Genomic DNA, 14,307 nt, shown 5'->3' with positions numbered 1-14,307 from the left:
TGTCAATGCCATATGCGCCATGAGGCAGATCCTGCGCTATGGTGTAAGGAATACCATCCGCGCCCATGACGCTATCGGACATGAAGCCGGAGATCTCATGCACTTCGACATGCTCGTTATCCTTCGTGTTCGGGAGTATTAGAAATTCTGTGTCATTCCTTTAGTATTAAATTTTATAGGAGTGACGAATGAACAAGACTACAGTGCAATTTGATTTTGAAGAAGCCTTGGAATCCTTGAAAGCGGGGCGGAATTTGAATGGAAAAGATGGCATATTAACGCCATTGATCAAACAACTCACTGAAGCTGCATTGGCGGCGGAACTTGAACAGCATATCAAATCCGGGGATGAACAGAACCGGAAGAATGGCACGACGCCAAAGACTGTAAAATCAGCATCAGGTAGTTTTCAACTGGAAACACCCAGAGACCGCAACGGTACATTTGAACCTCAGTTGGTTAAAAAGCATCAGACTCATCTTACCGATGAAATCGAACGCAAAATTCTATCGTTATTTGCGTTGGGCTCCAGCTATCAGGATATCTCTGGGCATATTGCCGAGATATACGGCATTGACGTTTCATCGGCGACGATCAGTGCAGTCACTGACAAGCTTATTCCGGAGCTTAGGGAATGGCAGCAACGGCCATTGGATAGTCACTATCCGTTCGTGTGGCTGGATGCCATACATCACAAAGTGAAAGACGATGGCCGGTATGTCAGCAAGGCAGTTTATACCGTACTTGGCTTAAACATTGAAGGAAAGAAGGAAGTACTAGGGTTGTATGTATCGGAAAGCGAAGGCGCCCGGTTTTGGCTTTCCGTACTGACAGATTTAAATAACCGTGGCGTACAGGATATCCTTATTGCCGCCGTTGATGGACTCGTGGGTTTTCCTGAGGCAATCAACAGTATTTTTCCAGAAACCGAGGTTCAGTTATGCATTATTCATCAAATCCGCAATTCGATGAAATATGTGGCGTCAAAAAATCAAAAAGCATTCATGGCTGACCTGAAACCGGTATACAAAGCGCCGACCATTGATGCAGCTGAAGATGCGCTTGATGCATTGGAAGCCAAATGGGGAAAACAGTATCCCATCGTGATTCAATCCTGGCGCAACAAATGGGAAAATTTATCGGTATACTTCAAATATCCTGAACCGATACGCCGTGTGATTTATACAACCAACACCATTGAGGCCGTACATCGCCAATTTCGCAAACTGACAAAAACCAAAGGTGGATTTCCGAATGAAAACAGTCTGTTGAAATTATTGTATGTTGGTATCAAAAACGCCAGCAAAAAATGGACAATGCCAATACTAAACTGGAATTTGACATTATCCCAGCTTGCGATATATTTTGAGGGGCGTTTGGATGCGGCGCTGGATTTATGAATTTAATACAGATTTTTATGTCACCGCTGAAACTGGTTAGCGTATCGACACGAATTGTGTCGATCGGTCACCGGTTTCAGTGGTCAACAAGCGAAGCGCGTTAGGTGATTGGCAAACTGACACAGAATTTTGAACACCCTCTCGTGTTCATCAAATGCCGTGCCAGTTGCCGGGCACCGCCGCGCTGATTACCTTCTAAAATCATGAGTCATTGCTTTCCTTCAGGCCAAGAGCTTTCATCAGCATGGCGCGGATTTCAATGATGGCTTTGCAGGCTTCTTGTAGTAGCTTTTCTGTTTCCGGCGTGACGCCCCATGTATTGCTGTTAATTCCTCTGGCGATTTGATTCAAGTTGTTCCAGCATTGCGTTTGCTTGATCAGTGCGAACAGCTGAGCCAATGCCACATAATGAAAAAGTGGCGGCTGAACAATCATTTCATCCAGCATCTGTACCGTCTGGCAAAACTAAAAGTTAAACTGCAATACTGAGAGTAAACAAACGCAAATCCTATACATCACACCTTACGATGAAACCCACTTTGGTGGGTTTCAAAAACTAGGGTTACACGCAAAACTAGGGTCAGGTTGCGAATCAAGAAAAATAAGTGTATGTGTCAATCGGCATTGAAAATTTTCCAGTCATCGGCGTCGAAAAGTTTCCACCTTGTTTAGTTGGTTAATTGGTTTTTATACATTGTTTTCGATGTTTGAAACGGTAAGAATCATTGCCGGTTTCCAGGATGTCGCAATGATGTGTAATACGGTCTAACAATGCAGTGGTCATTTTGGCATCGCCAAAAACCTGCACCCATTCACTGAATTTCAGGTTGGTCGTTATAATGAGTGAAGTGCGCTCATACAGCTGGCTGATCAAGTGAAACAGGAGTGCGCCACCTGATTCCGGGAAAGGCAGATAGCCCAGTTCATCAAGGATGACTGCGTCAATCTGAATGAGCCTTCTGGCCAGGTGTCCGGTTTTATTCAGTTGTTTTTCCTGCTCCAGCAGGTTAACCAAGTCCACAGCGTTGAAGAATCGAATGCGTTTGCCATGATGAATAGCGGCAACGCCCAGTGCTGTGGCCAAATGGGTTTTGCCGGTACCGGTGCCACCGACCAGGATGAGGTTATGTGCATCATCCATAAAAGCAGCCGTTGAGAGCTGTTCTATCTGTTGGCGTGAGAGTGGCGTTTCATTCCAGTCGAATTTCACCAGGTCGCGGTGGATTGGAAACTTTGCAGCCTTCATCTGGTATTTCAGGCTGCGTAGCTGGCGTTCGGCTATTTCGGCATTGATCAGTTGGCTTAATACGGTTTCCGGCGATATTTGCTTGCGTTGCGGCATTTCAGCGCTTAACTCAGACCAGGCGTCGCTCATGCCATACAGATGCAATGCTTTGAGTTGGGTAAGCAAGTCAGTGGACATGGCGGCTTCCAAGCAAATGATCGTAACGCTGGAAATCGGCCAGCGGTTCAGTGGTTAGTTGTAAGGTATCGCCGGTATTCAATGTCTTGGAACGAACTGGTTCAATCAAACGCCGTATAGCATTCTGCAACACACTGGCATTGACAACACCGGATTCCAACGCCAGTTCACAGGCTGTCTCAAGTGCATCAAGACCGGCTTCGCGGGTCAATAACAACAGATCAACAAAAGCGCGTTCATTTTTATCTTGCTTCTGAAGTTTCTCACGTACGTGACGGATCGATTCCGGTAGTTCCCAGTTCTGGAATGGCGCGCCGTGACGGATAGCACCGGGTTTCTTCTCCAGCACGGGCAAATAATGCCATGGATTACAGATCAGCTGATCGCGCAGGAAATTGCGTTGATGCGTCGCAATCGCTTTTCCCTCCGCCACAATATCAAGATGACCGGCAAATACTCTGACCGAAACCACCTTCCCGGACCATTGGGCCGGTACACTGTACTGATTCCGGTCAACACGCACCAGGCAGGTTCTGGAGACTTTCATCAGGTGCTCAACATAACCGGCAAATGGTGTTGTGATTTGCCGCAATAACGGTTGTTCCTGCTGAAAACATTCCGCAATGGTTTGTGCAAAATCAGGATGCTTCCTGTTTGACAGCTCATGACAACGCTGCGCCAGCCAGCGGTTTAAGTCATCCAGCGTTGCAAACTTTATGCGCGGCGTGAACAGCCATTCTCTGACATTACCCACCTGATTCTCTATCTGACCTTTCTCCCAGCCGGCCGCCGGCGTGCAGGCAACCGGTTCAAACAAATAGTGATTCGCCAATGCCATAAACCGCCGATTAAACTTTCTCTCTTTGCCCATCAAAACCGCATCCACAATTGTCTTGGGATTGTCTAAACCATCTGCAGCGGCACGCCACCAAAGAACGCAAATGCACGATTATGCGCATCCATCAGCATCTCCTGCGCTTCCCTGAAATAAGCGACGACAAACATCTTGCGGCTGTAACACAAACGAAAATGCGCCACCTTGACGACTTGTTCCCGCCCACCCAGATCAACAACTTCCTGACTCCAGTCAAATTGACAGACTTCACCGGGTTTAAACGCTAAAGGAACAAACGTTTGCCTGGGTGCCGGGGTATCCTTGTTCTCTGCTTTCCACTGCTTTACAAAACGCCGAACGCTGTCATAAGCGCCTGTATAACCTTCAATTATCAAACCTTCATATAATCGCATTGCTGTTCGACGCTGCTTTTGCGGTAGCAATGCCTCTGTTTCCAGCCAACTGGTCAATAACGCTTTAAATTCTCCTAGCTTCGGCGCACATTGCGTTTGACGCCGATATTCCGGTTCAGCCTCCGTCTTTAAATGTTTCCTGACTGTAGGACGGGACAGCCCCAATGAACGGGCAATTGAACTGATTTTTTCTTTACTGACAAAATGTCGCCTTCTGATTTCGGCAATTATATCCATCTCTATCACTCCAAAGTTCTCCAGCAAAATGCCGGTAATTTATCATCTCAGAGTGGAAACTTTTCAACGCCGATTTTCCGAAAATTCTGGTAAGTTTTACATGCCGATTTACACCAGAGAGACAAGAAGCGTAAACAATGCAGAAGGCGCGCAGCGATTGAACCCATTATCGGCCACTTGAAATCGGACTATCGAATGGCAAGAAACTATTTGAAAGGCGCCATCGGTGATCAGATCAACCTGCTGATGGCTGCTTGCGCCTGGAATCTGAAACAATGGCTGTTGGCCATTTTTTGGCTGTTTTTTGCAGCAAAATATAAGGCAAAAATAAGCATTGCCGCCGGAAATTCCTGAAAAAAGTGTGCAGGGAAGATAAATAATTTTTTGCTGAAATTATTGCACAGAAAATTTTTCAAAATATCTTTTTTAAGGATCGACTAGCTAAACAAAAAATGCGTTGGCGTTTATTGAGATTGAATGCGCCAACTGTTTTATCAGGCAACTCCCCAGACCTGAACATGTACAGGCGCCGATAACTGGTCGTTGGAGGTTCCATGATCACCTGGATCAAGCGTATATCCGAAGTTGACCCACTCATACTCTCCCGGCTCGAGGTAATCAAACAGGTCCTCGGGATCAAAGACCAGTATATTGTAGCCACCGGTATTTGGCAGATCCGTAAGCCGGCTGACAGTGCCATTTACCGGTTGTTGAATGCTGCCTACCGAGAACGAACGGCACCATCCTTCATTTTCAGTGACGTAGATCATGACTGGGGTTCCCTCTGTTGTTTGGGTAAAATCCTCATTGGCAATCAGTGGCGGGTTTCCTTCAATAATCAAGGTAACCGTAGCCGTGGAGCTCAATCCATCGGCATCGGAAATCGTGTAAGTCAGCGTCTCTTCCAGAAATTCGTCGCATGAGAGATTTTCATATCCTGAGGAAACATCAGCCTGAAACGAGCCGTCTGCATCAATGCGAACTACGGCGCCACCCGGCAAAGTAACCGGAATCCCGACATTAGACGCCTTGCCATTAACCTGAGTCACTTCGAAGGTGCTATCGGGGTCAGTATCGAATCCATGGCCATTGTCGGCAAAGACATTGGTGCCAAAAAGCCCAGCGTAGACGAGCACATCGAACACGTCGTTATTGGCTGTCGGAGCATCGGGAATCGAGTTAACGGTCAGGGCAACTGTTGCCGCAGGTGAGGCGAGCAAGCCATCCCATGCTGTATACGTGAAACTGTCGGGGCCGAAATAATCCGGGTCCGGGGTGTAGGTAATCGTTGTATCCACTTCGCTTAGCGTGCCATGTAGCGGATGGGTGACGATCTGGATTGTCAGCGGATCACCGTCCAGATCGAAATCGTTGCCGAGGGGATTGATTTGTGTGGAGCCGTCTTCGGTGACTGTGAACATGTCGTCCAGCGCGATTGGTGGATCATTATCTGGCATAACCGTCAATTCGACGACCACAGCTTCGGAAGACAGAACACCGTCCCAGGCTTCATAGCTGAAGCTGTCGTTGCCGTGGTAATCGGGATCCGGTGTATAGGTGACCGTCCCACCGATTGCACTCAGCGCGCCATGGATCGGTTGATCGGTGATGCGGATTGTTAACGTATCGCCGTCAATGTCGCTATCGTTGGCGAGCGGATCGAGAATTGCGGATACATCCTCGTATATTGTAAAGGAATCGCCGACGGCCACCGGCGCATCGGGCATTGGAAGAAGGTTTAGATCGAGTACCGCAATATTTGAAATCAAATCGCCGTCACTGACGAAATAGCTGAAATGGTCGTCGCCGTTATAGTCGGGATCGGGGGTATAGATTGCGGTCAGGCCATCAAGTGTTAACACACCGTGTGCCGGCAATGTATCAAGAATGATTTCCAGGTTATCGCTGTCGATATCATGTACGAAGTCACGCATATCAAAATCTATGATTTGATCTTCTTCAAGGGAAACGATTCCGTCAAATGCTTCCGGTGCATCATTCAAGCCTGTGATTTCAAGGGTGACAAACGTGCTGGTTTCGGCATTATGGTTGTCGGAAACCAGATAGGCGAGCACGATGCTGGTCTTTTCTCCCGTTCCTAAATGGTTGTAGTTATCCAGTGGGTCATATAAAAGATCCTCGGTGCTGTAACTGATATTTCCATTGCCGCTGACTATCCGGGCGTCCGTGATACGTAGCGTATCGCCGTTATCAGGGTCTGAATCATTCGCAATTACAGGGAGAGTTACAGCGCTGTTCTCGGTTGTGAAACCAGTATCAGGCACTGCGATAGGTTGATCATTCATGCCTTCAACATCAATATTGACAAAACCGGTAGTGGTGCCGCCAAAACCATCTGAAACCGCATAAGCCACTACAACCGGTTCATGTGCTCCGGCCGGCAATGCATTGTAGACTGCGCCGGGCGTGAAAGTAATATTGGCGAGATCATGTGTAACAGTACCGCTGCCGGAGAGAATCTGCGCCCCGGTGACGGTTAAGAAATCGCCATCCGGATCCAGGTCGTTGTCGACAACATCTACGGTAACAGCAGTGTCTTCATCGGTGAAGCCGATATCGGGAATCGCGCGCGGCGGGTCGTTTTCGCCTGTGATTGTAATTTCTACGGATGCCTGGTTAAAGCCGCCATTACCGTCGGCAATGATGTAGTCAAATCGATCGGTTGCTGTTACGCCGACAGGCAGATAATCGAACTGCCCATTGGGGTCATATGTCAGCTGGTTTCCGCTCCAATCGACTTTTCCCAGCGTGTTGGTTGTGTCAACCGTCGAGATGTGAAGCGCGTCCGACAAGTCCGGGTCATCGTCATTCGCCAGAATATCCAGTAGGGTGGCTGTTGCGTTTTCATTCAGCATATACGTGTCTGTTCTGGCAACCGGCTGATCGTTAAGGCCTGCTACAGTAATCATTACTGTAGCCATATCGGATTCACCATTGTCATCGGTAATCGTGTAAGTCGCCGTTTCCGTCACAGTTTCGAATCGTGCGAGCGAAACATAGGCGCTGAGCGGATTAAAATCCAGTACGCCATCCCCGCGTATTTTGAGTTCTCCGCCTCTGCTTAAGGTTATCCACTGATTCACTTGTGCAGGATTGTTGTTGACATGTGTGAGTTGCAACGGATCATCAGGGTCAAAGTCTGCCGGACTGCCATTAGCTTCAAAAACGTTGCCGGTAATGGGAGCATTCTGAGTGGTGAGGAAGTTGTCATCCTGCGCATCGGGTTGATCGTTGATGCCAATGACAGTGATTAAAACGGCCGCTGTGTCTGTTTTGCCGCCGCTGTCGGAAACGGTGTACATTAGTTCAACCTGTTCAGCAACACCTTGATCAAGGTTGTCGTAAGCGGATGCCGGATTGTATGTGACAGTGGTGTTGTCAAAGCTGACGGTACTCAGGGCGTCAGGTGAAAGCCATGCGTCTGTGACGGTGAGAAAATCGCCTGTGTCAGGATCGGTATCGTTACCTAGCACAGCAACTGTCACCGGATCATTCTGAGTTGTCGTTCCCAGATCATTCTGGGCGTCAGGTGCATCGTTAACGCCATGAATGGTGATGCGAATATTTCCAGTAGAAAGTAACCCGCGGTCATCAGTAATCCTGTATTCAAATGAAACATCGGAGGTTTCACCCGCCGGCAGGGGATCGAACATGCCATCAGGATCAAATGTGAGCGTGCCGTCATGATTGTCTATTACATTCAGACTGGCAAAATCCAGGAAACTTGTGCCATCACCATCGGGATCAATATCGTTGGCCAGCACTGTGTCGATATGAATCACCAAAGGTTGATTGGCTTGCGCGTCAAAATGATCATCTATGGCGATCGGGTGCGCCCAGACGCCATCGAGATCAAGTGTATAATCGGTAAAACGCACTTCCTCGACGCGAAAAACATGAAAATCAAACAGTCCATCGAAGTTAAAAAACCAGTTCGCGCCGTTGTGCCTGATAGCGCCAGTCTGTATGGGTGGCATTGGAATGTCGAAGACGACAACATCCTGACCGCCGCCGCCATCAATAGTAGCAAACAAATTTAACAAGCCAGGGAGAATATGAAATGTGTCGTCTCCCGGGCCTCCGTCAAACCGATCTAAAAAGCCTCCGGCAATGAAAATATCGTCATTACCTTTTCCACCATCAAGAACATCCGACAAAATAGGACTGATAACGCCTAATCCCGTGTTGTCATAAAGCACGTCGTCGCCATCGCCACCGTAAATACGGTCTCCGCCGTTGCTGTTAATTGCCCCAAGTATATCGTTTCCACCGTAACCATAGATAATGTCGTCGAAGTTCGTGCCTGGGATGATATTGCTATTGTTATCACCTTTAATTGTAAAGAATCTTTTAGCCATTGATTGTTGTCTCCTGCTGTTGACTCACCCGTATTAACTCGTACGATGCATTGAACAAAGTGCGATGTACCAGTTTGTGAGTGTTATGGCGCAATCCATTCCGGTTATTGTTATAAAGCCAGTATAAAACCAGGGTCTACGATTGTATTTTGCAGGATGACAAGCCATATCTCAAGCAGTTTGCAGGTCCCGGGTTCGAGCTCTGGTTGGGGAGCCATATTTTTCTTGGACTTGCCGCTGATAATGCTGATCGCAGGGCATATGGGTTGCGGTTTGGTGTGATTACTGTTCAATAATCTGCCGGTTACTTGAATAGTACGTAGTTATCGTTCCTCTCATCAACAACAGTAACGATGAACCAAAACCGTCTCCTGGACAATCAATCTGCTTTTTCAATTTGTACCGACGGGGCATAAGGGATTAAATATAATTTTTTATCCTAACCAACCCATCTTTTCTATCTTGATTTTCATTTCTATTGTATAGACAATAATTGTCATTGGTGATAGCGCTGCCTTTTGTTTTAAAAGCAGTTTTCGTCCAAGAATTTCCAATAAATTATTTTAACAAAAAGGAACACATGGACTCGCCAAAACAGCAATTGCAGCAATTTTCATCGAATATTTCGCCTGATCAGGTTACGCTCAAGCAGGCTTTCTGGTATTGGCTAAAACTGGGATTTATCAGTTTTGGTGGTCCGGCTGGACAAATCGCCATCATGCATCAGGATTTGGTCGAACGTAAACGCTGGATTTCAGAGCGCCGTTTTCTCCATGCGCTTAACTACTGCATGATGCTTCCTGGCCCTGAAGCGCAGCAGCTCGCAGTCTATATCGGCTGGCTAATGCACCGGACATGGGGTGGGATCATCGCGGGGTTATTGTTCGTCTTGCCTTCCTTGTTTATTTTGATTGCCCTTTCGTGGGTCTATATCGCTTTTGGCGATGTCTCACTGGTTGCGGGACTGTTCTATGGCATCAAACCTGCAGTAACCGCGATTGTGGTACAGGCAGCTTATCGCCTCGGCTCACGCACACTCAAAAATAACTGGTTATGGGCTATTGCGGCAGCTTCGTTTGTTGCGATCTTTGCGTTAAATATTTCTTTTCCTGTTATCGTCGCCAGTGCGGCATTGATCGGTTATGTTGGCGGACGAATCATGCCGGAAAGCTTCAAAACGGGTGGTGGGCATAAGGGAACAAACATATCGTATGGCGCTTCACTGATTGATGACCATACTGCGAAGCCGGAACACGCACATTTCTTATGGTCGCGGCTACTCATCGTGATAACTATAGGTGGGGTATTGTGGTCACTACCCATGGCGTTACTGACTATCAATTACGGATGGGATCATACGCTGACGCAAATGGGATGGTTTTTCACCAAAGCTGCTTTGCTGACTTTCGGGGGAGCCTATGCTGTATTACCCTACATTTACCAAGGTGCTGTCGGGTTTTATGGCTGGCTCACACCGATGCAAATGATTGATGGCCTGGCGCTTGGTGAAGCTACACCTGGCCCGCTGATTATGGTGGTAGCTTTCGTGGCTTTCATCGGTGGATATGTTAAAGCGCTGTTTGGGCCGGATATGTTGTTTCTGGCGGGCACCGTTGCAGCCGTGCTGGTTGTATGGTTTACCTTCTTGCCATCATTTATTTTTATCCTTGCGGGGGGACCGCTGGTTGAATCTACCCATAACGACTTAAAATTTACAGCCCCGCTGACGGCAATCTCGGTTGCTGTGGTTGGCGTCATTATCAATCTGGCCATATTCTTCGGATACCATGTTCTATGGCCTCAAGGTTTTTCCGGAAACTTCGACTGGATATCAGCGATTATTGCGCTAATGGCGCTTATCGCGTTGTTTCGCTTTAAACGAAATGTCATTGAAGTCATAGCGGCTTGTGCGATTGCTGGCCTTTCGTTGGAAATTTTCATCTGAACTACTACCGGCCTGGCGCAGGTGGATTCCCGAGAATGACTGGAAGCCGTTAATCTTTGTCTGAGTGCTGTTCCAAATACTGCAGTATATCCACCTGAAAGCGGAGGTTTAAGACCAAGAAGCATAACTATAAATTTCAAAAGTCTGCAGACACAATCCATTTATGGATTGTGTCTGCTAGCCAATCTGGTTGGTCTAGGGGCAAATCATGACCAGCGGTATCATGCTGTACATACTTTGTATGCAAAGCCTGCGCCAGTTTAATGCTGCAGCGGTAATCGACTAATCGATCCTGCATGCTGGCAACCACAAGCACAGGTTGTTTTAGGTAGGGGGTAAAAGCAAACTTGATGGCAGCCATGCACTGATTTCTTGCATTTGCAAATGAAACCGGATTTTGCCGTTGCCACTCTTGCCACATAGCAAGCAATGCGGCGTCGTCACCATGTTTATTTGACGTCAATGACAGAATATCACCCTCCCGTTGCATCGGTGAATGAAAAAGCATTTTTACAATATATGGCCAGGCCAGCAATCGCAAGCGGTGATAACTGGGAGATAATTGTCCAATACTGGAGTTGATCACAACTGCGGCTTCGACTTCTTCCGGATATCGTGTTATCCAGTCGACGGCAATCATGCCACCCATGGAGATCGAAATCAGTTTGAGTTTTTGACGAATGGCAATTTGTTTGCGCAGCGCTTCAGTCATGCCGGAAACCGTATCAGGACTGTTCAAGTGATTGAGGCGACCATTTCCGGGAATGTCAGGTGTGAAAATGTCTGCATTGGGAAAACGCTGCTGAAATAGAGTCGGAAATATACCCCAGTGCCTTGCATCGCGCAGCAGGCCACGTATCAATACAAATTTTGCATTATTTTTCATACCACAGGGCGAGTGCAAGTTTTTCCATTTCGGGTGATTGGCTTTTATTGAGCCAATTTTCATACGACAAAGTCGCATGCAGCAGAAAATCCAGCAGGATAAGATGACTTCTTAATACCCGTCTAAGACGATGCGGTTTCATTGGGTGGTAGAGTCCCAATAATTGCCTGATTTGAAGAGGATTTTTTCGTACCCAACGCCAGGATCCCATTTCCAGCGTTAGTGGTAAAAATATATTGCCACGCTCTAGTGATTGCAAATAAAGGAAATCCCATAAATCACCGTGAACTAGATAGTGTTTTGATTGCGGCTCAAACAGATATTCCTGATTCGGATAGGTCTGCATAAAAAGCTTTCGCAGATAATAGACTTCCTTGATGTGCTTGATTGGCTCAAGCCGGCTTCGTGCATACGGAAACCAGATCTGATTGCGGTAACCAAAACCCGAATGACAGTCAAGCACAATACTAAACGGCGCGGGAAAAACCTCCCGTGTAATGAAATCGCACAGCGCCTGCGCTTCCGGTTGCATGGGCATGCCCGATTTTCCACGATACCATGGCAGCAACGGCGAAATCCGGTGCCCGCCACCGAGCCAAATTGTTTTTTCCTGACTGTCGATTGGCGCATTGCGCATCAGATCGATGCCTTGCCCATTGGATCGCGTATTGTTGTACATGCCGACCGGATTGACCAGTGGCAAAATATGGATGCGTACTCTTTGCATGAGATCGAGGGTAACCTGGTCCCATTCCAGGCGTTCAAGCAATCCCTCCATAAACGTAACCACCACTTGCGTACCGATACGTTCCAGCCCATGAATACCCGCTACAAATGTGATACATGGCACATCCTGGACAAGATTGCCCAGACTCAGCGCGTATATCGGCAACAAATCATCTTCGCAAGGTACATAACATAGCACCTTGCTGGACAAATGCGCTGAATTACTCCATTTGGTAATCGTCTCAATATGTTTCAGTTCCGGGAGTTGCCTGGATGTCGAATAGGCCATGTAGATTTGTTAGCCTAAAGTCTGTAAAAAAAGTATTGGAAAATCATTATTTTTTCATCATACCATTCATGAATGCAGAGTTCATTGTTCACAAAAATGTCATCAAAATTTAATATACAGACATCTTGTTAAGAAAGTCTTTTCACAGGTAGTCACAAGTAAGCAAGAATGAATTTGAACTGGCAGGATTAAAGTCGCTGAACATAGATGGCTAATTTGACTTTGGCGACCGTGACTCTAAATTTTTTTCATATAAAAAGCCATCCTGAATGCCATACCCGGAATGGCCTTAATCGAGAAATTTTTGTTTATACACTGATTATTTGCTTAGAAATAATTGGTCTGATTTATATCAGGCAGTAATTGCAACTTGGAAGAGGGAACATTCCCATTAGACAAAACAACCGGTCAATAACGGCAGGCCAAAAAATACCGACATCATTTATTGTTGAGTGTTTTGATGGCAGTACACTATCAGCTTGCAGGTTTTCCGATGCGGAATCAGCAAAATCGGCTGTATCATTTCGTTAATTACTTCTTTGGCGAACAAATGTTGTTTAACAGCGTAATGGCAGAAATTTGTTTTTCCTGGGGGCGCCCCCGTCTCGCCTGATCATATACTTCGTCAATATATAAGGCGTTTTCTTTAATACGAGCGTGTATGGTGTAAGCGTCGAAACCGAAATCTGCGCCGAAATTAATCCAGTCGAGCGGTATCGTAAATTCCACGCCGCGGTTTACGCGTCTGACGCTAAAGCCAGTGTGCTCATTGTTAATTTCAGATTTTTTGAATGTTATTGATGTTAACTGTTTTTCAGGGCGGAGTCCGCCCTCATAAACCTGTATTGATTCTTCTGTTTCCGTGTTTAACGGGATAATCAGTGCATACGTTTTTTCATGCAAAATATTTAACACTATATAATCGTTGTTTTTCCCGTTAATCCGCTCACCCCTGGTTTGCACCTGGAATATCAAGTGATTATCCTCGGACACATCAGTGGTTACACGCAAAATATCCAGCTCGGGTGGCAGGGAATTATCCATAAATGAAATAATGATGCGAGGATCGGCTACAATTTGCATTGCGGACACCGGCGAGGATATCAGGAAAAACGATGCAATCAGCATGAGGGTCTTATTCATGATTAAAATAACTCCCTGCTTTCATGGAACAGTTTCGCCACGCTGGCAGCATCTTTAACTGCATCGAACATGACTTTGATCCTGCCTTCAGGATCAATTAAAAACGCTGCTGTACTATGGTCAACCTGATAATGTTCCATATTACCTTCGTTCTTTGTTAAGAAGGACGCTTCGACACCGAATGTAGCCTTAAACCGTTCCAGTTCTTCATTTTCAAATCGAAGATAGGATATATCCGAACCAAACCGTTCTGTATAGTCTGCTAACGCCGCTTCGCTGTCTCTATCGGGATCGATTGAAACAAATGTGCCATTTAGCTTGATTTGTTCGGCATTAGCAACATCAATCAGCATGGCTAAATTTCCAAGTGAAGTTGGGCAGGCATCCTTACAGCGGGTAAATCCGAAAACCACCAGTTGCCATTGCACATTTTCATTTGCATGCGCATGTTTTAATTGCGCAATGGTTTCAGCTTGAAGCGGCACGGGACGCGGCAGCACTAATGGCGCAGCGGTTACACTGTCTTGTATCAGCAATAGCGCGCTCGCCGCTGCAATTAAGGTGTAATACTTGTGAAATATATTTCTCTTCAATGAATGATCTCCTAATCGGTCATTTTGATTTTGACTGG

The 14,307-nt window shown here is 46.6% G+C and carries 11 protein-coding genes and 1 pseudogene; 3 read left to right on the top strand and 9 right to left on the bottom strand.

Annotated elements, in window-relative coordinates; translation table 11 throughout:
- The first annotated feature begins 188 nt into the window (after positions 1–188).
- Entirely contained in the window at positions 189–1,400 is a 1,212-nt protein-coding gene (locus MRK00_04180) for an IS256 family transposase (protein MDR4516569.1), read from the top strand.
- Between the two features lie 201 nt (positions 1,401–1,601).
- On the opposite strand, the gene MRK00_04175 is transcribed toward MRK00_04180, so the two are convergent.
- The 4 genes from MRK00_04175 to istA form a co-directional block, all read right to left on the bottom strand.
- Positions 1,602–1,847 carry a hypothetical protein gene (locus MRK00_04175; GenBank protein ID MDR4516568.1) on the bottom strand — a complete coding sequence of 82 codons (246 nt, stop codon included), beginning with the start codon at positions 1,845–1,847 and terminating at the stop codon, positions 1,602–1,604.
- A gap of 229 nt (positions 1,848–2,076) precedes the next feature.
- On the bottom strand, positions 2,077–2,823 hold the full coding sequence (gene istB / locus MRK00_04170; GenBank protein MDR4516567.1) for an IS21-like element helper ATPase IstB: 747 nt from the start codon (positions 2,821–2,823) through the stop codon (positions 2,077–2,079).
- Positions 2,813–3,709 (bottom strand): hypothetical protein, encoded by an 897-nt coding sequence (locus MRK00_04165; GenBank protein MDR4516566.1) that lies wholly within the window; start codon positions 3,707–3,709, stop codon positions 2,813–2,815. Before MRK00_04165 ends, istB begins: the two co-directional genes overlap by 11 nt.
- 17 nt (positions 3,710–3,726) lie before the next feature.
- Positions 3,727–4,308, bottom strand: a complete 582-nt coding sequence (gene istA / locus MRK00_04160; protein MDR4516565.1) for an IS21 family transposase — start codon at positions 4,306–4,308, stop codon at positions 3,727–3,729.
- 141 nt (positions 4,309–4,449) lie between these two features.
- Between istA and MRK00_04155 the strand changes: the two are divergent.
- Positions 4,450–4,662: pseudogene (locus MRK00_04155) on the top strand (transposase).
- Positions 4,663–4,802: 140 nt separating this feature from the next.
- Here MRK00_04155 and MRK00_04150 read toward each other — a convergent pair.
- The gene (locus tag MRK00_04150; GenBank protein MDR4516564.1) at positions 4,803–8,687 is read right to left on the bottom strand and encodes an Ig-like domain-containing protein; all 3,885 of its coding nucleotides are present in this window, start codon (positions 8,685–8,687) and stop codon (positions 4,803–4,805) included.
- Between the two features lie 580 nt (positions 8,688–9,267).
- Between MRK00_04150 and chrA the strand changes: the two genes are divergently transcribed.
- Entirely contained in the window at positions 9,268–10,632 is a 1,365-nt protein-coding gene (gene chrA / locus MRK00_04145; protein MDR4516563.1) for a chromate efflux transporter, read from the top strand.
- 136 nt (positions 10,633–10,768) lie between these two features.
- On the opposite strand, the gene MRK00_04140 is transcribed toward chrA, so the two are convergent.
- From MRK00_04140 to MRK00_04125, 4 genes are all read right to left on the bottom strand, one after another.
- Positions 10,769–11,518: an alpha/beta hydrolase gene (locus MRK00_04140; protein ID MDR4516562.1), complete on the bottom strand. Its 750-nt coding sequence runs from the start codon at positions 11,516–11,518 to the stop codon at positions 10,769–10,771.
- Positions 11,508–12,533, bottom strand: coding sequence for a zinc carboxypeptidase (locus MRK00_04135; protein MDR4516561.1), 1,026 nt, complete (start codon positions 12,531–12,533; stop codon positions 11,508–11,510). Before MRK00_04135 ends, MRK00_04140 begins: the two co-directional genes overlap by 11 nt.
- 531 nt (positions 12,534–13,064) lie before the next feature.
- Positions 13,065–13,676 carry a DUF1292 domain-containing protein gene (locus MRK00_04130; GenBank protein ID MDR4516560.1) on the bottom strand — a complete coding sequence of 204 codons (612 nt, stop codon included), beginning with the start codon at positions 13,674–13,676 and terminating at the stop codon, positions 13,065–13,067.
- A 2-nt stretch (positions 13,677–13,678) separates the two neighbouring features.
- A complete protein-coding gene (locus tag MRK00_04125) occupies positions 13,679–14,269 on the bottom strand; it encodes an SCO family protein (GenBank protein ID MDR4516559.1) in 591 nt (196 codons plus the stop codon).
- Positions 14,270–14,307 lie beyond the last annotated feature (38 nt).

The sequence above is a fragment of the Nitrosomonas sp. genome (assembly GCA_031316255.1).
In the GTDB taxonomy this organism is placed as follows: Bacteria; Pseudomonadota; Gammaproteobacteria; order Burkholderiales; family Nitrosomonadaceae; genus Nitrosomonas.
This window is presented reverse-complemented; position numbering and strand designations above follow the sequence as displayed.

Excerpts from the sequence above, each read along its gene's own strand:
- MRK00_04180 (MDR4516569.1), top strand. The coding sequence starts at position 189 with ATGAACAAGACTACAGTGCAATTTGATTTTGAAGAAGCCTTGGAATCC.
- MRK00_04175 (MDR4516568.1), bottom strand. The coding sequence starts at position 1,847 with ATGCTGGATGAAATGATTGTTCAGCCGCCACTTTTTCATTATGTGGCA.
- istB (MDR4516567.1), bottom strand. The coding sequence starts at position 2,823 with ATGTCCACTGACTTGCTTACCCAACTCAAAGCATTGCATCTGTATGGC.
- istA (MDR4516565.1), bottom strand. The coding sequence starts at position 4,308 with ATGGATATAATTGCCGAAATCAGAAGGCGACATTTTGTCAGTAAAGAA.
- MRK00_04150 (MDR4516564.1), bottom strand. The coding sequence starts at position 8,687 with ATGGCTAAAAGATTCTTTACAATTAAAGGTGATAACAATAGCAATATC.
- chrA (MDR4516563.1), top strand. The coding sequence starts at position 9,268 with ATGGACTCGCCAAAACAGCAATTGCAGCAATTTTCATCGAATATTTCG.
- MRK00_04140 (MDR4516562.1), bottom strand. The coding sequence starts at position 11,518 with ATGAAAAATAATGCAAAATTTGTATTGATACGTGGCCTGCTGCGCGAT.
- MRK00_04135 (MDR4516561.1), bottom strand. The coding sequence starts at position 12,533 with ATGGCCTATTCGACATCCAGGCAACTCCCGGAACTGAAACATATTGAG.
- MRK00_04130 (MDR4516560.1), bottom strand. The coding sequence starts at position 13,676 with ATGAATAAGACCCTCATGCTGATTGCATCGTTTTTCCTGATATCCTCG.